Raw genomic sequence first — 19,756 nt, forward strand, 5'->3', positions numbered from 1 at the left:
AGGTCCGCCAATGGACTCCGATAGCCCGAACTTCATCGCGCGGCTGAAGACCGCCGCGCTCGGCTCGGCCGAGCACCCGCTGGTCTTCCTCGGCAACTTCGAGGTCGAGGAACTGTGGGCCGCCGACGAGCTCGGCCTGCCGCGGGTGTCCGCCGCGGGCAGCACGGCGGTGGTCAACAGCATGGACGAGTTCGCGCTGCTGCTGGGCGGCAAGGGCGACCACGTCGTGCTGAAGCACGCACCCGACCCGGACTACCACCGCTACCTGCTCGACCTCGGTTTCGAGCTGCCGGAAGTCCACGTCGTGGCGGCCCCGGACCCGGCGCGCAACGTCAGCCAGGACGCGCTCGCCGATCCCGCGCTCGTCGCCACGCTCGCCGAACTGGCGACCGACGGCGCGCACCTGCTCCCGCACGGCGCCTCGGCCGTCGAGGAGGAACTGGCGGCCCGCACGGGCGTGCCGCTGGCGACCCCGTCCGCCGCGCTCTGCAAGTCCGTCAACAGCAAGGTCTACAGCAGGCAGCTGGCCGACGAGCTCGGGCTGCGGCAGCCGCACGGCTGGGTGTGCGACACGCCTGCCCAGCTGGCCGAGGCCGTCCCGGAGGCCGCCAAGGTGCTCGCCGAGGGCGGCACGGTGGTGGTGAAGGAGGCCTACGGCGTGTCGGGGAAGGGCATCGCCGTCGTCACGAACGAGCAGCGGCTGCTGCGCCTGCAGCGGATGATCGAACGCACCGCGCAGAAGGCGGGCCGCGACCGGATCGCGCTCGTGACCGAGACCTGGGTCGACAAGCTCGCCGACCTGAACTACCAGTTCACGGTGGGCCGGGACGGCTCGGTGCGGTTCGACTTCGTCAAGGAGGCGATCACCGAGAACGGCGTCCACAAGGGACACCGGATGCCGGCCCGCCTCGACGAGCGCCAGCACCAGGTGATCCGGGACGCGGCGGACGCGCTGGGCGCCCGGCTGGCGAAGGACGGCTACTACGGCGTCGTCGGCGTCGACGCGCTGGTCGAGCCGGACGGCGGGATCTTCCCGGTGCTGGAGATCAACGCCCGCAACAACATGTCGACCTACCAGGTGCCGCTGCAGGAGCGGTTCGTGCCCGCCGGCGCCGTCGCGATGGCGCGGCACTACCCGGTGCGCCTCGCCGCTCCCCTGCCCTTCGCCCGGCTGCGCGAGACGCTCGGCGAGCTGCTGTTCGCCGGCTCGGGCAGCGGGCTGCTCGTCAACAACTTCGCCACGGTCAACGCCGGGGCCGGCGTCGCCGCCGCGGGCGAAGCCTTCGCCGGCCGTCTCTACGGCGTGCTCATCGGGCCCTCGGCCGAGACGCTCGACGAGCTCGACCACCGGATCACCGAGCGCCTCGCCACCCTCGCCCAAGACCAGTCGTGAGTGGTAAGGCGGGTTCTAACCCGCCTTACCACTCACGACCCCGACCGCCTCAGGAGGCTGCCAGCATGAGCACCAGCACGTCCGTCCCGGAGTTCGCCGTGATCTCCGGGGCGCAGGTCCACGACGTCCTCGGCGGACAGGAAAAGCTCGTCATCGACCTGATCGAGTCGGCCTACCGCCTGCACGGCGACGGCGACACGGTCAACCCGCCGTCCTACTTCCTGCGCTTCCCCGACCGGCCGTCCTCGCGGATCATCGCCCTGCCGGCGTCGGTCGGCGGGGACATCGCGGTCGACGGGCTGAAGTGGATCTCGAGCTTCCCGGAGAACGTCGCGAGCGGGCTGCCGCGGGCCTCGGCGATCCTCGTCCTCAACGACCGGCAGACCGGCTATCCGCTGGCCTGCCTGGAAAGCTCCATCATCAGCGCCACCCGCACCGCCGCCTCGGCCGCGCTCGCCGCCGACTGGCTGACCCGGGACCGGGCCCGGCCGGCGCGCCTCGGCATCGTCGGCACCGGCCTGATCGCGCGGTACGTCCACGCGTACCTGGCCGCCGCCGGCTGGAGCTTCGACGACGTCGGCGTGTTCGACCTGAACCCGGCGCACGCCGACGGGTTCAGCGGCTACCTCCGCGCGGCGGGGCAGCCGTCGGTCACCGTGCACGACAGCGCCGAAGACCTGATCCGCGGGAGCGACCTGGTCGTGTTCGCGACGGTCGCCGGCGAGCCGCACGTCCACGACCCGGCGTGGTTCGAGCACAACCCGCTGGTCCTGCACGTCTCGCTGCGCGACCTGTCGCCGGAGGTGATCCTGGCCTCGACCAACGTCGTCGACGACGTCGAGCACTGCCTCAAGGCGAACACGTCGGTGCACCTGGCCGAGCAGCGGACCGGGGACCGGGACTTCCTGTCCGGGACGCTGCACGACGTGATGACCGGAACGGCGACCCTGCCGAAGGACCGGCCGCTGGTGTTCTCGCCGTTCGGGCTCGGGGTGCTCGACCTCGCCGTCGGCAAGCACGTCTACGACCAGCTGCGTGCCTCCGGCGAACTGCGGACCGTGCCCGAGTTCTTCTTCGAACTCGACCGGTACGGCAAGCGGTGAGCGGGAGCTTCGCGTGCCGATAATCAGCGCCCCGCAGGACTTCAACACCGACGACCTGTTCGTCGACCTCCGCCGGTTCGCCGGCCACCCGCTGTTCCTCAAGTGCGAGGGCTTCAACTTCGCCGGGTCCATCAAGATCAAGGCCGCCCGGTCGATGGTCGCCGCGGCCGAGCGCCGCGGCGACCTGCGGCCCGGCTCCACGCTCGTGGAGAGCTCCTCCGGCAACCTCGGCGTGGCGCTGAGCCTCGTCGCCGCCAGCTCCGGCTACCGGTTCGTCTGCGTCACCGACTCGCGGTGCACGCTCGGCGCCCGGCAGCTGATGGAGACGATGGGGGCCGAGGTGCGCATCGTCACCGAACCGCACCCGGAGCACGGGCTGCTGGGCGCGCGCATCGCGCTCGTGCGCCAGCTGTGCGCCGAGCGCGGGTTCGTCTGGCTCAACCAATACGAAAACGCCGGGAACTGGCGCGCCCACTACGAAACGACCGGCCCGCAGATCGCCGGAGCCTTCCCCGACGCGGAAGTCGTCTTCATCGGGGCGGGCACCACCGGGACGCTCATGGGGTGCGCCCGGTACCTGCGCGAGCACCGGCCCGGCACCCGGGTGGTCGCCATCGACACGGTCGGCTCGGTCACCTTCGGCACCCCGCCGGCCCGCCGGATGATCCCCGGCCTGGGCACCGGGATCCGGCCGCCGATGCTCGATGCCTCCTACGTCGACGACGTCCTCCACGTCGAAGAAGCCGACACCGTGCGCACCTGCCGGGCGCTCACCCAGGAAGGGTTCTGCTTCGGCGGCTCCACCGGAACCGTCGTGAGCGGCGCCCTGAGCTGGCTGCAGCAGCACCCGGACATCGGCACGGCGGTCGCGATCGCGCCCGATCTCGGCGACCGCTACCTCGACACGGTCTACCACGACCAGTGGGTGGCGGACCTCTACGGCGAAGACCTGCTCGAGCACGACACGACGATCCGGGCCGCCGGGCCCGGCCGATGACCGGGCCCGGGCTGTGATCCACCACACACGGCCTAGCACCACCGCGAATCCGGGTCTCACACCCCGTGAACGAACGGTCACGGTCCCCTAGACTCGAACACACGCGCGGACGAATCGCACCGCGAACGCCGCCTTGCCCATCGGGTCGAACGGGGACGATCGTGAAGGCTTCGCTCGCCGTCCGCACCTCCTGCTGGTGTGCCGAGCACCCCAGCGCCGTCATCGCGCTGTGGCTGGTCTTCGTCGCCTTGGCGGAGCTGCCCGGCCTCACCGGCACCGCCCGGCTGGGTGACGGCTCGCTGTCCGACCCCGACGTGGCGGCGAACTGGTGGCCGGTGGTCGCCGCGCCGATCGCGGTCGTCGTGAGCGCCCCCTTCTCCCGGCTGCTGCTGCTCGTGTCCGCCCTGTTCATCAGCATCGTCACGGCGACTTCGGCGGCCGTGCTGGACGCGGTGTCCGAGTCCGCCGCGATGTCGCCGCTCGCCGGCAACGCGGCCCTGCTCGTCGTCATCACGGTGGCGGTCCAGCACATGCTGTTCGCCCTCTGCCGGAGCCGGGAAGCGGTGGCGAGCGGGAACGACGCGTCGCGGGCCGCCCGGATCGTCGCGAGCACGGCCGGCAACGCCGCCCTCGTCTCGGGCGGGGCCCTCGCCGTCTCGCTGACCGCGGTGGCCCTGGTCGCCGCCCCGGAGCTGGCGCCACTGGCCACGGCCGTGCTCGTGGTGGTGCTGGTCGCGACCGTGGCTTCGCTCAGCCTGCTGCCGGCCCTGAACGACCGGGTGCTCGCCTCGTCCAGGCCGTTGCCGCCGCTGCCCTCGGCTCTGAAAGTCAGTCTCCTGCCCCGCTTTGTGCGGCCGACGGCCATCGCGGCCGGCGTGCTCACGCTGGCCGTCGCCGCGGTCTACGGGTCGATGCGGGTGTTCTCCCCCGCCTGCGCGGGCTGCCGGCCGCTGGCCGCCGACCTGGACGTCTGCGGGGTGACCACGATGCTGGTCGTCCTCGGCCTGGCCACGCTCGTCGCCTACCGGCGTCCGGTGGTGGCCGTGGCGACGTTCCTGCTGAACGGCGTCGCCGTGCTCGCCGGGCTGGGGATGCTGGCCCTGCTCGTCGATCCGCTGCCCGGCTGGGCGCCCATGGTGCTGGTGGTGGCGCTGCTCGTGCCGGCGAACCACCTGCAGGTCTACCTGCTGCACCGGCTGCGGAGCGAAACCCTGGCCGGGATGTCCCGCCGCAACACGGTGGCACACGCGTGCCGCCGGGCCTGGTCGGCATCCGGCGGCGCGCTGCTGGTGACGGTGGTGATGTGGCTGGTCTGGGGACTGACCGAGCGTGGGGACGTCCGGGAGTTCGCCCTGGCCACCACGCTGGTCCTCGTCGTCGACACGACGATCGTCCGGTTCCTGCTGCTGCCCCGGCTCGCCGTCCTGGGTGGACGGACGAGCTGGTGGCGGCCGGTCAAGTGACCGAAGGACGTCCCGTGAGGTCGAGGAACACCTCGTCGAGCGTCGGGCGGCGCAGGGCGAAGTCGGTGTACTCGACGCCGGCGTCGCGCAGGGCGGCCGCCGCGGCGGCGATGCCCCCGGCGGTGTCGGGCAGTTCGACCGCGATGCTCCGCTTGCGTTCGTCGACGGTCACCGCCGAAGCCGAAACGCCGGACAGGGCCGAAACCGCGGGCTGGAGCCACTTCTCCTCGGCGACGGCGATCTCGAGCCGCTCCGCGCCGATCTTGCGCTTCAGCTCGTCGGCGGTGCCCTCGGCGATCACGCGGCCGTGGTCGATCACGACGATGTGGTCGGCGAGGTAGTCCGCCTCCTCGAGGTACTGCGTGGTGAGCAGGACCGTAACGCCTTCGTCGACCAGGCCCCGCACGATTCCCCACAGCGTGCTGCGGCTCGCCGGGTCGAGGCCGGTGGTCGGCTCGTCGAGGAACAGCACCGACGGGCGGCCGATGAGGCAGGTCGCCAGGTCGAGCCGCCGCCGCATGCCACCGGAGTACGTGCCGACCGCGCGGTCGGCGGCGGCGGTCAGGTCGAAGCGCTCGAGCAGCTCCTTGGCCCGTTCCCGGGCGCCGCGCCGGCCGAGGTGCAGCAGCGTGCCGAGCAGCTGGAGGTTCTGGCGGCCGGTGAGCAGCTCGTCGACCGCGGCGTACTGGCCGACGAGACCGATCCGCCGCTGCACTTCCTTCGCCTGCGTGGCCACGTCGAAGCCGGCGACCCGGGCGGTGCCGCCGTCCGGGCGCAGCAGTGTCGCGAGCACCCGGACGGTCGTGGTCTTGCCCGCGCCGTTGGGACCGAGCAGGCCCAGCACCGAACCCGCGGGCACCCGCAGGTCGATACCGGCGAGGGCTTGGTGGTCGCCGAAGCCCTTGCGCAGCCCGGTGACTTCGATGGCCGCTTCGCGGTCGAGCGCCTCGCTCGCCATCAGCCCGCGTCCCGCAGGCTCTTCGGGCGCAGGTCCGTCCAGGTGGCCTCGACGTGGGCGACCGCGTCCGCGCGCGAACTCTCCCCCAGCGAGACCTCCCACCCCGGCGGCACCGCGGCGAACACCGGCCAGATGCTGCGTTCTTCCTCGGCGTTGACCAGGACGAGGAACCGGCCGTTCTCGTCGTCGAAAGGACTCGTCACTTCACATCTCCGTCTGTTTCGGGCCTGGTGGCTTGCTGTCATGGTGTTCGGACCGGCTGACGGCACGCTGACCGCCACCTGACCCGCTAGGCGATCGTGCGGTACTTGCGGAAGCTCAGTCCCCCGGCCAGCACCAGGGTGACGGCCAGGGTGATCGCCACGACCACCCCCGGGTGCTGGGCGGGGAACCCGGTTTCGTCGACCGGCGTGCCCCACAGCCGGCGGACCGCGGTGGTCACCGAGCTGACCGGGTTCCACTCCGCGACCGGCCGCAGCCACGACGGCAGGCGATCGGTCGACATGAAGGCGTTGGAGAGGAAGGAAAGGCCGAGCGTGGCCACCGCGCCGATGCCGTCGATCGCCTCGGGGTTGCGCAGCGACAGGCCGAGCAGGATGCCGACCCAGATCATCGCGTAGAGGAACACGACGAGCAGGGCGAGCCCGCCGATCAGCGGCAGGAACCCGGTGTGCACCCGGCCGCCGACGAGCAGGCCGGACGCCACGGTGATCGCCAGCGCGATCAGGCCCACCAGGAAGTCACCCAGGGAGTGCCCGATCAGCACGGCGGGCCGGACGATCGGCAGCGAGCGGAACCGGTCGGTCAGGCCGCCGTTGAGGTCGGTGGCCACGGCGATCGCGGTGGGCGCGATGCCGGCCAGGCCGACCTGCATCAGCGCGGCGGGGAACAGGAACTCCGGGTAGCTGCCGCTGCCCGGCACGATCACCGCGTCCTTGAACACGTACCCGATCGCCAGCATGGTGATCAGCGGGTTGAGGGTGACCGCCAGCAGGCGGCCCGGAACGTTGCGCAGGTGGGTGAGACGGCGCCCGGCGAGCGCCAGCACCTCCACCACGGCGTCGGAAAACCGCCGCGCCGGCGCCGGGGCAATCACAGTCATTCGTCCTCCTCGGAAGAGCCGTCCAGTGCGGCGGCGACGATCCGGCCGATGGCGGCCTGGGCTTGCGGGTGCATCATGAATTCGTGCCCGCAGCCGATGCGGTGCGTTTCGATCGCCCCGTCGACGTACGGTGCCCAGCGGCCGGGCCGCTCGGCGAGGTCGGCTTCGGTGAGCCCCTCGGCCGCCAGGAACAGCAGCAGGCGGCCGGAGAAGCGGGCGGGTTCGTACCGGAGGGCGAGCTCGCCGTTGTTGCTCATCACGTCGAGCACCCGGGTCATCCGGTCCTCGCCGATCCCGGCCAGCCGCGAGCCCCCGCGGCGCAGGACGTCGATGACGTCCGCCGGGGACAGGTCGGCGCCCTCGCCGGCGTCGTAACCGAGGTGCTCCAGGAAGCTGACGAGCAGTTCCTGCCGGGTCGGCGGGGCTTGGCCCGCGGCCTCGACCGGGAAGCTGTCGAGCACGCACAGGGTCTCGACGCGCTCCCCCGCCTCCTGCAGCTGCACGGCGATCTCGTGCGCCAGCAGCCCGCCGAACGACCAGCCGAGCAGGTGGTACGGGCCGGCCGGCTGGATCGCGCGGATCCGGGCGGTGTACTCCTCGGCGACGTCTTCGACGCTGACCGGCAGCTCGCCGTCCCCGCCGACGTTCGGCGACTGCAGCCCGTACATCGGGCGGCCGGGGTCGAGGTGCTGGACGAGCCCGAGGTAGGGCAGGCTCAGCCCGAGGCCCGCGTGCACGCAGAACAGCGGCGCGCGGTCGCCGTCCGGCCGGATCGGCAGCACCGGCGCGAACGGGTCGAGCACGTCACCGCCGTCACCGCCGGTGCCGGCCAGCGCGGCCAGGCGTTCGACGGTTCCGTGCGTCAGGACGTCCGCCACGGTGAACCGCACCCCGGCGTTGCGGGCCAGCGCGACCAGCCGCACCGAGAGCAGGCTGTTGCCGCCCAAGGCGAAGAAGTCCGCGTCGGCGTCGACCTCGGGCAGGCCGAGCGTCTCGGCGAAGGCGAGCCGCAGGACCTCCTCGGCCGGCGTGCTCCCGTCCGTGCGGGCGGTCGTCTCCGGTGCGGGCAGCCGCGCGTGGTCGAGCTCGCCCGCCGCGGTGAGCGGGAGGGCGGCGAGCTCGACGATCGCCGACGGGACCGCGAAGTCCGGTAGTTCCCGCGCCAGGTGCTCGCGCAGGCCTTCGCCGCGGCCGACGACGTAGGCGACGAGCTGGTCGTCCCGGACCACGACCTCGGCGGCGGCGACACCGGGGTGGCGCAGCAGCGCGGCCTCGACCTCGACCGGCCGGACGGCGAACCCGCGCGCCCGGATCGGCTCGGCCACCAGTTCCAGGGTGCCGTCGAGCCGGCGGCGGACCAGGTCGCCGGTGCGGTACATCCGTTCCCCGGTCTCGAAGGGGTCGGCGACGAACCGCGTGGCGGTGCGGCCGGGTTCTCCCGCGTAGCCGCGGGCGAGGGCCGGGCCGGCGAGCCAGAGTTCGCCGTGGGCGCCCGGCGGGACGGGTTGGAGCGTTTCGTCGAGGACGTAGGCGCGGGCCGGGTGGGGCAAGGTGCCGGGTTCGGCCTGGCCGGTGAAGGTGCGGTAGTGCGTGTGCACCTCGGCACCGGCGCGGTCGAGCCGGTCGACGAGCGGCGCGGCCAGGGGTGCGCCGGCGACGATCAGCCGGACGCCGGCGAGGGCCGGTTCGTGGTGGGCCGCCAGCGCCCGAACCTGGTGGGGGGTGGCGAACAAGACCGCCGGCAATTCGCCTTCGAGCAGCTGGGCGAGTGCGGTGGCGTCGCCTTCGGTCAGGTGGACGGAGCCGCCGGCGGCCAGCGCGGCGAGGACGGCGGGAATGGCTTCGGGCAGGTTCGGGACGACAACCCGGCGGCCGGTGGGAATGGAGTCTCGCAGGGCGGCGATGGACTCCGCCAGCGCGCGGCGGGAGAGGATGGTGCCGTCCGGCAGGTGGGCGGCCGCGTGTGCGGGAGCCACCGGTGCCTTGCCGGACGCACCTTCGACGACCGTCACGCCGGCCTGTCCGCCGACCAGCCGGTACGCGGCTCCTGCTTCGAGCGCAGCCAGGACGTGAATCACCCGATCCACGGCCGAGGCCGCCGCGATCGTCACCGTCCACTCAGGACCCGCTCCACGAGCCGTCAGCTTGCGGGCCGCTTCGGTCACGCGGCGGCGCAGCTGGGCGTGGCTCAACCGGCCACCCTCCCAGATCAGTGCCGGTCCGCGGCTGCTCCGCAGCGCCGGCAGCTCTGCCGGGTCCGCTGCGGCCGCCGGGGCAAGCACATTCAGCTCGGCCGGCGTGCCCAGCTCGATCCGGCTCAACGGCAGCTCCGGATCCTCCGCCACCGCCGACAGCAACCGGTTCAAGCGGGTGGCGAGCAAGCCCGCCGTCTCCGGGGTGAACAGGTCGGCGCAGTACTCGATGCTGCCTTCCATGCCCGCCTCGCCCGGCCGCTCGCCGAGCTGGAAGGTCAGGTCGAACTTGAACTTGGCGCCGGTCGCCGGGAGGATCTCCGGCCGCACCGAAAGGCCGCCGAGCGTGAACCGCGGATCGGGGACCTCGTAGTACGACAGCATCACCTGGAACAACGGCTGGCGCGACAGCGACCGCGCGGGCCGGGCCATCTCGAGCAGGAGCTCGAACGGCAGGTCCTGGTGCGCGTACGCCTCCAGGTCGGTGTCCCGCACCCGGGCGATCAGCTCGGCGAACGTCGGGTTGCGGCCGGTGTCGGTGCGCAGGACCAGCGTGTTGACGAAGAACCCGACGAGGTCGTTCGTCACCTCGTCCGAGCGGCCCGCGACGAGGCTGCCCAGCGGGATGTCCGTGCCCGCGCCGTGCTTGGTGAGCAGCGCGGCCACCGCCGCCTGGACCACCATGAAGACGCTCGCGCCGGACCGGCGGGCCAGTGCCGTCAGTGCTTTGTGGACGGTCGGCCGCACCTCGAAGCCGACCGAGCTGCCGCGGAAGGCGGTGGCGGCCCGGCGCGGGAGGTCCACGGGCAGCCGCAGCTCGTCGGGCAGGCCGTCGAGCGCGGTGCGCCAGTACTCCCAGTGCCGGTCCGCCGCCTGCCGGTCGTCGAGCAGCTCGCGCTGCCACACCGCGTAATCGGCGTACTGCGCGGCCGGCTCGGCCCAGCCGGGCTCGCTTCCCCGGACCCGGGCGTCGTACGCGGTGGCCAGGTCGCGCGCCAGGACGTCGACCGACCAGCCGTCACCGGCGATGTGGTGCAGGACGAGCAGCAGCACGTGCTCGCCGGTGTCCGCCACGCGGTACAGGGTGGCGCGCAGCGGGCGGTCGGTGGCGAGGTCGAACGCGCGGCCCGCCTCGGCCGCCAGCGCCGCGGGGAGCCCGTCCTCGGTGACCGTCGCGGTGGCGAGCAGTGAGTCGGGCGCGTGCGGCAGGACCTGCTGGTACGGGACTCCGTCGACATCGGGGAAGACCGTGCGCAGGACCTCGTGCCGCTCGACGACGTCGCCGAGCGCGACCGCCAGGGCCGCCGGGTCGAGGTCGCCGCCGAGCCGGACGGCCAGCGGGATGTTGTACCCGGCGCTTTCGAGCCGGTTGAGGAACCACATCCGCGTCTGAGCGTGGGACAGCGGGATCTTCTCCGGCCGGGCGAGCTTCCGGAACCCGGCGCCGGCCTGGCCCGCGGAGACGAGCCGGCCGGCGAGCCGGCTCACGGTCCGCGCTTCGAAGAGGTCTCTAATGGACAGTTCGGCGGCCAGCGCGGACCGGACCCGGCTCACGACCGAGTTGGCCAGCAGGGAGTGCCCGCCGATGGCGAAGAAGTCGTCGTCGATCCCGACTTCGGCGACGCCGAGCACGTCGGCCCAGATCTCGCACAGCGTGGCTTCGACCGGGGTGCGCGGGCCGCGGGTGCCCGCGCCGGTGTGCTGTTCCGGCGCGGGCAGCGCCTTGCGGTCGATCTTGCCGTGCGCGGTCAGCGGGAAGCGGTCGAGGACGAGGTACGCGCCCGGGACCATGTACGCCGGCAGCTGCGCGGTCACGTGCTCACGCAGTTCGCCTTCGGTGACGGCACCGGAGACGTACGCGACAAGCCGCCGGTCGTTGCCCGTGCCGTGGACCGTGACCACCGCTTCCCCGACGCCCGCGTGCGCGGCGAGGCAGGCTTCGATCTCGCCGAGCTCGATGCGGTGGCCGCGGATCTTGACCTGGAAGTCGCGGCGCTCCACGAACTCCAGCTCGCCGTCGGGACGCATCCGGACGCGGTCGCCGGTGCGGTACATCCGCGTCCCCGGCTCGCCGAAGGGGTCGGCGACGAACACCGCCGCCGTCCGGACCGGGTCACCGACGTAACCGCGGCCGACCACCAGGCCGCCGACGAACAGCTCACCGATGGCGCCCGCCGGCACCGGGCGCAGCTCGTCCCCCAGCACGTAGAGCCGGGAATTCCGGACCGCGCGGCCGATCGGCACCACCTCGACGCCGGACCGGATCACCGCGTGCGTCACGTCGTCCGAGCATTCCGTCGGGCCGTACGCGTTGACCAGCGGCACGTCCGGGAACCGCGCGAACCACCGCACGCACAGGTCCGGCGGCAGCGCCTCGCCCGTCACCACGAGCCAGCGCAGGCCCGAGAGATCCGGTTGCTCGGCCAGGTCCCAGGAGTCCAGGGCCGCCCGCAGCAACGACGGCACGACCTCGAGCACCGAGACGCCCTCGGCCCGGATCAAGCCGAACAGCGCGTCCGGATCGGCCGCCACGACCCGCGACACCACGCGGACCCGGCCGCCGACCAGCAGCGGCGCCAGCATCTGCCACACCGAGACGTCGAACGTCACCGGAGCGTTCTGCACGAGCACGTCCGACGAGTCCAGGCCGAGGTCCTCGATCTTGGCCAGCAGGTGGTTCACCATCCCGCGGCGGTGCACCATCGCGCCCTTCGGACGGCCCGTCGACCCCGACGTGAAGATCACGTACGCCAGGTCCAGACCGGCGTCGCCATCAGAAACCGGCGCCCACTCCTCGTCTTCGGCCTCGTCCAGGACCACGATCCCGGTGTCGCCGCCGGCGATCTCGGCCGCCAGGTCCTCGAAGCCCGCACCCACCACGACGGCGGTGGCGCCGGAATCCACCAGCAGCCCGGCCAGCCGGGCCACCGGCAACGTCGGGTCCAGGGGCAGGTAGGCCGCCCCGGACCACAACACGCCCAGCACGGCCGTCACGAACCCGACCCCCGGGTCGGCCAGGACGCCGACCACCCCACGGGACGGAAGCCGGCGGGACAGCGCACTCGCGCGCCCGGCCAGCGACGCGTACGAAACCCACGCGCCACCGTCGGCCACCGCGGGGGCCTCCGGCGTCGCCAGCGCGAATTCACGCACCCGCGCCACGACGTCGGCACCCACCGGCCCGGTGGCACCGGCGCCCCGCTCCAGTTCCGCCGCCGGCACCACGTCGATCGACCCGAGCGCCACCGAAGGATCGGCGATGGCGGTGTCGAGCAGGTGCCGGAACATGCCGGTGATCCGGCCGACACGCTCGGCGTCGAACGCCTCGGGCGCGTAGTCGAAGCGGAAGGCCAGTTCGCCGCCCGGGTTCACGACCAGGCTCAGCGGGTAGTGGCGGGAGTCCTCGGTGACGGCGTCGAGCACGCGCACGTCGTCGCCCAGGACCACGTCGGTCTGTTCGCCGTCGGCGGGCACGTTCTCGAAGACGATGGCGGTGTCGAACAGTTCGCCGGTGCCGGCCAGGCCGGGCACGTCGTTCTGCACCTCGGCCAGCCCGACGTGCTGGTAGGCCGACATCCGGGCCTGCTGGTCGCGCAGGAACACCAGGAGCTCCTCCAGCGTGCCCGCCGGGTCGAGGTCGGCGCGGACCGGCACCGTGTTGATGAACATGCCGACCATGGTCTCCACGCCCGGCAGCTCCGCCGGGCGCCCGGAGGTGACCGACCCGAACACGACGTCCCGGCGTCCGGTGAGCCGGCCGACCAGGATCGCCCAGCAGGCCTGCACGACGGTGTTGAGGGTGAGCTCGTGCCGCCGGGCCCACGCCACCAGCTCGGCGGTCTCGTCCCGGGACAGCACCACTTCGGCCGACTCCGGGACCGCCTTCAGGTGCCCGGCGAGCTCCGGCGCCACCTTCGTCGGCTCGGTGAGGCCGTCGAGGACCTCGCGCCACGCCTGCCGGGCTTCCCGCTCGTCCTGACGGCCGAGCCAGGCGAGGTAGTTCCGGAACGGGGCCACTTCGGGCAGCGCGGCCGCGGGGCCTTCGGTGTACAGCGTGGCCAGTTCGCGGATCAGGATCGGCACCGACCAGCCGTCGGTGGCGATGTGGTGGGCGGTCCAGAGGAACCGGTAGCGGCCGGCCGCGATCTTGATCAGGGTGAACCGGACCAGCGGCGGGTGCGCGAGGTCGAACCGGCGTTCCCGGTCCTCGACCGCCAGCCGGCCCAGCCGCTCCCCCCGTTCGGGCTCGGGCAGCGTGGAAAGGTCCAGCTCGGTCCAGGGCAGGCCGACCTCGGCGGCGATCAGCTGCACGGCGTCGCCGCCGCGGCGGTGCCGGAAGTAGGCGCGCAGGGTGGCGTACCGGCGCAGCAGCGCGGCACACGCGTCGCGCAGCGCGTCGACGTCGAGCGGGCCGGCGAGGTCCGCGGTGGCCTGAACGGTGTAAACGTCGACGCCGTCCGGGTCGAATTCGGAGTGGAACAGCAGGCCCTGCTGCAGCGCAGACAGCGGCAAGACGTCCTCGATGCGGCCGCCTTCCGGCGCCAGCTCCCGCAGCTCGTCTTCGGTCAGCTCGACCAGCGGCCCTTCGGCCACCGCGATCGCCTCGACGTCCGCGCTCGGCTCGCGGAGGCCGACCTGCTCGGCGATCGCCGCCGGCGTCCGGCGCTCGAGGATGTCGCGCGGGGTCAGTTCGATGCCCGCCGTGCGGGCCCGGCCGGCCACCTGGATCGCGCTGATGCTGTCGCCGCCGAGGGCGAAGAAGTTGTCGTCGATGTACACCCGCGGCACGGACAGGACCTCGGCGAGGATGTCGCAGACGACGGTCTCGACGGTGTTGCGCGGGCGGCGCCCGACGACCTCGGCCCGGAAGTCCGGGGCGGGCAGCGCTTCGCGGTCGACCTTGCCGTGTTCGGTCAGCGGCAGCTCGTCGAGCACGACCAGCGCCGAGGGCACCATGTAGTCCGGGAGCAGCTGCTGGGCGGTGCTGCGCACGGCACCGGCGTCGATCGGGCCTTCGCCGTCGATGCCGATGAGGTAGCCCGCGAGGCGCTTGCCGCCGTCGGCGTCGGTGAGCACCCGCACGACGGCGTCCAGGACACCGGGCACGGCCCGCAGGACGCTTTCGATCTCGCCGAGCTCGATGCGGTGGCCCCGGATCTTGACCTGGAAGTCGCGCCGCTCCACGAACTCGAGCTGGCCGTCTTCCCGCAGCCGGACGCGGTCGCCGGTGCGGTACATCCGCGTCCCCGGGCCACTGAACGGATCCGCGACGAAGACCGCCGCCGTCCGCGCCGGGTCACCGACGTAACCGCGGCCCACGACCAGGCCGCCGACGAACAGCTCGCCGACCGCACCCGCGGGCACCGGGCGCAGCTCGTCCCCCAGCACGTAGAGCCGGGAATTGCGCACCGCGTGGCCGATCGGCACCACCTCGACGCCGGACCGGATCACCGCGTGCGTCACGTCGTCCGAACACTCCGTCGGGCCATAAGCGTTGACCAGCGGCACGTCCGGGAACCGCGCGAACCACCGCACGCACAGGTCCGGCGGCAGCGCCTCACCGGTCACCACGAGCGATCGCAGCCCGGAAACATCGGCGGACCGCCCGGCCAGGTCCCAGGAGTCGAGCGCCGCGCGCAGCAGTGACGGCACGACCTCCAGCACCGAAACGCCCTCGGCCCGGATCAACCCGAACAACGCGTCCGGATCCGCCGCGATCGCCCGGGACACCACCCGGACCCGGCCGCCGACCAGCAGCGGGGCCAGCATCTGCCACACCGAAACGTCGAACGTCACCGGCGCGTTCTGCACGACCACGTCCGCGGGCTCCAGGTCGAGGTCCTCGACCTTCGCCAGCAGGTGGTTCACCATGCCCCGGCGGTGCACCATCGCACCCTTCGGGCGCCCCGTCGAACCCGACGTGAAGATCACGTACGCCAGCTCCGCCCCGGCGTCTTCGCCCGCGCCGAACACCGGCGCCAGCGCATCCGGGCCGTCTTCGGCACCGTCCAGGGCCACGATCCCGGCACCACCGCCGGCCGCGGCCACCACCTCCGCCGCCAGCTCCTCGTACCCGGGGCCGACGACCACGCGCGAGGCACCCGAATCCACCAGCAGCCCGGCCAGCCGGGCCACCGGCATCCCCGCGTCGAGCGGCACGAACGCCGAACCCGACCAGAGCACGCCCAGCACGGCCGAGACGAACCCGACACCGGGGTCGGCCAGCACGCCCACCAGCCCTCCGGACTCCAGCCGGCGGGACAGCGCACTCGCCCGGCCCGCCAGCGAGCCGTAGGAGACCCACTCCCCGCCGTCGGCCACCGCGGGCGCGTCCGGTGAGGCCAGCGCGAACTCGCACACCCGCGCCACGACATCGGCACCGACCGGCCCGGTCGCACCGATGCCGGACGCCAGCAGCTCCCCCAGTTCGTCCGCCGACACGACGTCGACCCCGCCCAGCACCGCCGACGAGCCGGCCTCGGCGAGCCGGCCGACGAACCCGGCCAGCCGCTCCAGGTGGGCGGCGACGCCCTCGGCGTCGTAGAGGTCGGGGTTGCCGTTCAGGTGGATTTCGATGATGTCTTCGGTGACGTCGAGCACGGTCAGCGAAAGGTCGTTGGTGATGCCGGTCGACAGGTTCATCACGCGCGTGTGGCAGTCGCCGAGGCGCAGGCCGGGCTCGGGCGGGAGCACGTTGACGAACGGGCCGCCGAACGGGCGGCGCTCGTCGCTGCGCACGCCGATGTCCCGGCGGATCTGGTTGACGTGGTAGCGCTGGTGCTTGAGGGTCGCGGCCAGCTCGCTCGAGGCCTGGCCCAGCAGGGCGGCGATCGTCATCTGCGGCTCGACGACCATCCGCAGCGGCAGGTAGTTGGCGACCATGCCCGGGGTCGCCCGCGAGCGCACGCCCGCGCGCGCCGCGACCGGGACGGTCAGCAGCAGGTCCTTGATGCCCGAAAGCCGTTGCGTGTAAGCCGCCATCGCGGCGATGAAGAACGTCGGCAGCGTCACCTTCGCGCTCGCGGCCGCCTCGCGCACGGCCTTCGCCGTCTCCGGGGGCAGCACCATGGTGCGCCGCAGGAAGCCGCGCGCCGGCGCCGGTTCCTTGCCGGACAGGCTGACCAGGTCGGGCGTGGTGTCGAAGTGGCGTCCCCAGAACGCCTTGTCCCGCAACCGGTGCGGGGAGTCCTGGTAGGCGAGGTCGGCGTCGAGCAGCAGCCGGAACGGCGGCAGCGCGGTGGGCCCGGGGTCCTCCCCGGCCAGCAGCGCGTTGTAGAGCTCGCCCAGCCGGCGGTGGCAGATCGCCGCGCTGAAGCCGTCGCCGATGAGGTGGTGGGTGGTGAGATACCAGAAGTGCCGCTGCGCGCCGACCTTGATCAGGGCGCCGCGGAAGAGCGGGAAGTCCTCCAGCGAGAACGGGTGCCGCATGTCTTCGTGCATCCACTCGAGCGCGGCTCTCTCCGGGTCGGCTTCCCCGGTCACGTCCGGGTACCGGATCGGCAGCTCGGTCAGCGGCTCGATGAGCTGCCGCGGTTCGCCCTCGACCTCGACGAACCGGGCCCGGAAGCACTCGGCTTCGTCGGCCAGCGCCCGCAAGGCCGCCTGGAACACCCCGACGTCCAGCGGGCCGGTGATGTCCAGGTAGTCCGCCATCGCGTAGGCGAGGCCGCCGCCGGACAGCTGTTCGTCGTACCAGACGTCGGTCTGTGCGGTGGACAGGGGCAGGAATGCGTCGACCGCGGTCATCAGGGCACCTCGAAGAGTGTTTTGGCGTAACGGGAATCGTGTTCGGCACCGTCGAGCAGCGCTTCGGGGCCGTAGTTGTCCTTGACCCACTGGTCCTGGTAGATCGTGTCCAGGTAGCGGTCGCCGAGGTCGGGCGAGATCACCACCGCCGTGGGCTCGGCGCCGCCCGCGTCGTTGTCCGCCAGCCAGCCGAGCGCGCCGGCCAGCACCATGCCGGAGCCGCCCCCGAGCAGGAAGCCGCGCTGCGCGAGCCGGCGGCACTCGCGGATCGCCGCCGCTTCGTCGACCCGCACCAGATCGTCCACGAGGGACATGTCGATGACCGGGAACCGCACGCTGGTGCGCAGGGCCGTGCTGCGCCGGGCGGCCCGCGGCCCGGGGCCGACGCACTCGACGGCGACGATCCGCACCTGCGGCCGGACCTGGCGCAGGTAGCGGGCGCACCCGGTGAGGGTGCCGGCCGAGCCGACGCCGACGAAGAGCACGTCCAGATCCGGCACCGTGCGCAGGATGTCCGGGCCGGTCGAGCGGAAGTGGGCCATCCAGTTGCCCGCGTTGACGTACTGGTCCAGCCAGGTGTAGCCGTCGTTCTCCGCGCACAGCCGGCGGACGAGCCGCAGGCCCGCGGCCGGGTCCGGGGCGACCAGCACCTCGGTGCCGAGGTTCTGCATCAGCTGCCGCGTGAGCAGCGTGCTGCGCGGGTCGGTGACGCAGACGAACCGGTACCCGCGGCTGGCCGCGACCAGGCTCAGCGCCACGCCGAGGTTGCCCGACGACGTTTCGACGATGGTCGAGCCGGGGCGCAGCACGCCCGCGCGCTCGGCCAGCGTCACCATTTCCAGCGCCGGCTTGAGCTTGCTCGAGCGCGCGAAGTTGAAGCCTTCGCACTTCATCAGGACCCGCCGGTCCACGATGTGGTGGAGGTCGACGTACAGGTCCGTGACGTCGAACTCCTCCGGCCTCGTGATCACCTGCACGACGAACCTCCGCTGGACGATTTCCCGGCGTGCGCGGGAAAGGGGTCGCCCCGGCCGACCTTGCCGGCGACCAGGCCCTGGAAGACGGTGAGCTTCTGGATGTTGCCGGCGCCCTCCATGAATTCGACGCCGCGCGCGTCCCGGACCAGCTTGTCCAGCGCCGGGTGCTCCCAGCGGGCTCGCGGCCCGAAGAAGCCGCACGCTTCGAGCGTGGCCTCCTCGGCCAGCCGGCACGCTTCGGCCTTGGCCGCCGAGGCGAGGTGGCCGCGGGAGCCGTCGGCGTCGACCTCGATCGCGGACAGCTGCACGAGGTGGCGCACACCCTCGATGCGGCGGCCCAGCCGGTCGAGCCGGTCGCGGCCGGCGTGGTCGAGCGGGCCGCGTCCGGCCAGCACGTAGTCGTGGGCGGCCGCGGCGATGCCGACCGCGATCGCGGCCACGCCCGGCCGCAGCCGGTTGAAGGTCTGCACGCACGCCCACATGCCCCGCCGGGCGGGCGAGCGGTCGCGGCCGAGCACCCGCTCGGCGGGCACGGCGACGTCTTCCAGCGTCAGCTCGCAGATCCGCGCGGCGCGCAGCCCCAGCGACTCGATCGGCTCGGCGTGGAACCCCGGGTCCGCCGTGTCCACCAGGACCGCGGTGACGCCCAGCGGGCCGGGCCCGGTGCGGGCGAACACGACCCCGAGCGCGGCGCGGGCGGCGTTGCCGACGTACTTCTTGCGGCCGTCGAGCCGGTGCGGACCGCCGTCCCGCGACGTCTTCAGCGCCGTCTCCAGCGCGGTGGCGTCGGAGCCGCGATCCGGCTCGGTCAGCGCGAAGAACGTCCACGTGGGACGTTCGAGGAGCCGGCCGTAGAACCACTCCTTCTGCTCCCGGTCGGCCAGCACGTCGACGAGCACGCCGGACATCGACGCGCCGGGGCTGGCCAGCATCAGGCCGGCGTCGCCGCGGGCGAGTTCTTCGAGCACCACCGTCCGCTCGATCGCCGTCATGCCGTGGAAGCGGTGCGCGCCGAGGGACAGGCCCGCGCCCCCGAACTCCCCGGGGACGAGCATGGTGGCGAGGCAGCGGACGCCGGCCAGGTCGAGGTGCGCGCCGACGCCGTCGGGGTCGGTGTCGAGGCCGGCCCCGGCGACGCGGAACTCCGCGCCCCACTCCCGGGCCGCGTCCCGCAGCGTCACGAGCCGGTCGTCCAGCACGGTCGCGCTCACGCCACCGCCTCCGGGGTGTAGGCCCCCGCGAGCAGCTCGGAGACGTCGGCGACCTCGCCCGCACCGCCGCGGACGAACCCGGCCGCGCCGAGCAGGCGCAGCAGGACGCGGTCGGTGTCGGTGAGCCGCCGGTGCAGGTAGGCCAGTGCGTCCGGCGCCGGGCCGGCGTCGTGCGCGGTCAGGAACGCGCGCACTTCGAGCTGCCCGGTCAGCGCCTCGGCCACGGCGCCCTGGACCATCTGGCGGCGCAGCAGGGTGGTGTCGCCGCTGCGCCGCCCGCCCAGATAAGCGAGCCCGGCGTCGAGCAGGGCACCGGACAGGCCCAGCCGCAGCCACACCGCCCCGGTCGCCAGGACCGGGTCGAGGTGGCCGGCGGGCCGGTGCGTCCGCACGAGGACGACCGGGCCGCCCGGCAGCTGCGCCGTCCGGACCACGAGCACGTCGCCGGCCACCGGCCCGGCCGGCAGGACCGCGGCACCGCCGGCACCGAAGACCGGCGCCCCGGCCGGCAGCACCGCGTGCAGCGCCGCCAGCGCCGGGGCCATCCCTTCCGCACGGGCGGTGTCGTGGCACCGCAGCCAGGTCGCCGTGATCGGCGGCGAGATCGTGGTCAT

At 73.2% G+C, this 19,756-nt stretch carries 11 protein-coding genes; 4 read left to right on the top strand and 7 right to left on the bottom strand.

The window, feature by feature from the left end:
• The first annotated feature begins 10 nt into the window (after positions 1-10).
• From C2L58_RS36830 to C2L58_RS36845, 4 genes are all read left to right on the top strand, one after another.
• Positions 11-1,393, top strand: a complete 1,383-nt coding sequence (locus C2L58_RS36830) for an ATP-grasp domain-containing protein (protein ID WP_103342265.1) — start codon at positions 11-13, stop codon at positions 1,391-1,393.
• 65 nt (positions 1,394-1,458) lie between these two features.
• Complete coding sequence (gene sbnB / locus C2L58_RS36835) at positions 1,459-2,496, top strand: 2,3-diaminopropionate biosynthesis protein SbnB (protein ID WP_103342266.1); 1,038 nt, start codon at positions 1,459-1,461, stop codon at positions 2,494-2,496.
• A gap of 13 nt (positions 2,497-2,509) precedes the next feature.
• On the top strand, positions 2,510-3,493 hold the full coding sequence (gene sbnA, locus C2L58_RS36840) for a 2,3-diaminopropionate biosynthesis protein SbnA (protein ID WP_103342267.1): 984 nt from the start codon (positions 2,510-2,512) through the stop codon (positions 3,491-3,493).
• Between the two features lie 161 nt (positions 3,494-3,654).
• On the top strand, positions 3,655-4,956 hold the full coding sequence (locus C2L58_RS36845; protein WP_103342268.1) for an MMPL family transporter: 1,302 nt from the start codon (positions 3,655-3,657) through the stop codon (positions 4,954-4,956).
• Here the strand turns inward: C2L58_RS36845 and C2L58_RS36850 are convergent.
• The 7 genes from C2L58_RS36850 to C2L58_RS36880 form a co-directional block, all read right to left on the bottom strand.
• Complete coding sequence (locus C2L58_RS36850; RefSeq protein WP_103342269.1) at positions 4,949-5,914, bottom strand: ATP-binding cassette domain-containing protein; 966 nt, start codon at positions 5,912-5,914, stop codon at positions 4,949-4,951. The two genes, C2L58_RS36845 and C2L58_RS36850, sit on opposite strands and share 8 nt — an antisense overlap.
• Entirely contained in the window at positions 5,914-6,117 is a 204-nt protein-coding gene (locus tag C2L58_RS36855; RefSeq protein WP_013225885.1) for an MbtH family protein, read from the bottom strand. The genes C2L58_RS36850 and C2L58_RS36855 overlap by 1 nt, the downstream gene beginning before the upstream one ends.
• Positions 6,118-6,203: 86 nt before the next feature.
• Complete coding sequence (locus tag C2L58_RS36860) at positions 6,204-7,016, bottom strand: ABC transporter permease (protein WP_233226151.1); 813 nt, start codon at positions 7,014-7,016, stop codon at positions 6,204-6,206.
• Positions 7,013-16,954 (bottom strand): non-ribosomal peptide synthetase, encoded by a 9,942-nt coding sequence (locus C2L58_RS36865; RefSeq protein WP_103342271.1) that lies wholly within the window; start codon positions 16,952-16,954, stop codon positions 7,013-7,015. Before C2L58_RS36865 ends, C2L58_RS36860 begins: the two co-directional genes overlap by 4 nt.
• Positions 16,954-17,931, bottom strand: a complete 978-nt coding sequence (locus C2L58_RS36870; RefSeq protein WP_103342272.1) for a pyridoxal-phosphate dependent enzyme — start codon at positions 17,929-17,931, stop codon at positions 16,954-16,956. Before C2L58_RS36870 ends, C2L58_RS36865 begins: the two co-directional genes overlap by 1 nt.
• Positions 17,922-19,142 (bottom strand): acyl-CoA dehydrogenase family protein, encoded by a 1,221-nt coding sequence (locus C2L58_RS36875; protein WP_103342273.1) that lies wholly within the window; start codon positions 19,140-19,142, stop codon positions 17,922-17,924. Before C2L58_RS36875 ends, C2L58_RS36870 begins: the two co-directional genes overlap by 10 nt.
• Complete coding sequence (locus tag C2L58_RS36880) at positions 19,139-19,756, bottom strand: hypothetical protein (protein WP_103342274.1); 618 nt, start codon at positions 19,754-19,756, stop codon at positions 19,139-19,141. The genes C2L58_RS36875 and C2L58_RS36880 overlap by 4 nt, the downstream gene beginning before the upstream one ends.

Origin of the sequence: Amycolatopsis sp. CA-126428 (genome assembly GCF_002904335.1) — a bacterium.
Lineage (GTDB): Bacteria > Actinomycetota > Actinomycetes > Mycobacteriales > Pseudonocardiaceae > Amycolatopsis.

Coding starts and splice junctions, on each gene's coding strand:
- C2L58_RS36860 (WP_233226151.1), bottom strand. CDS start 7,016: ATGACTGTGATTGCCCCGGCGCCGGCGCGGCGGTTTTCCGACGCCGTG.
- C2L58_RS36830 (WP_103342265.1), top strand. CDS start 11: ATGGACTCCGATAGCCCGAACTTCATCGCGCGGCTGAAGACCGCCGCG.
- sbnB (WP_103342266.1), top strand. CDS start 1,459: ATGAGCACCAGCACGTCCGTCCCGGAGTTCGCCGTGATCTCCGGGGCG.
- C2L58_RS36850 (WP_103342269.1), bottom strand. CDS start 5,914: ATGGCGAGCGAGGCGCTCGACCGCGAAGCGGCCATCGAAGTCACCGGG.
- C2L58_RS36865 (WP_103342271.1), bottom strand. CDS start 16,954: ATGACCGCGGTCGACGCATTCCTGCCCCTGTCCACCGCACAGACCGAC.
- C2L58_RS36880 (WP_103342274.1), bottom strand. CDS start 19,756: ATGACCACGATCTCGCCGCCGATCACGGCGACCTGGCTGCGGTGCCAC.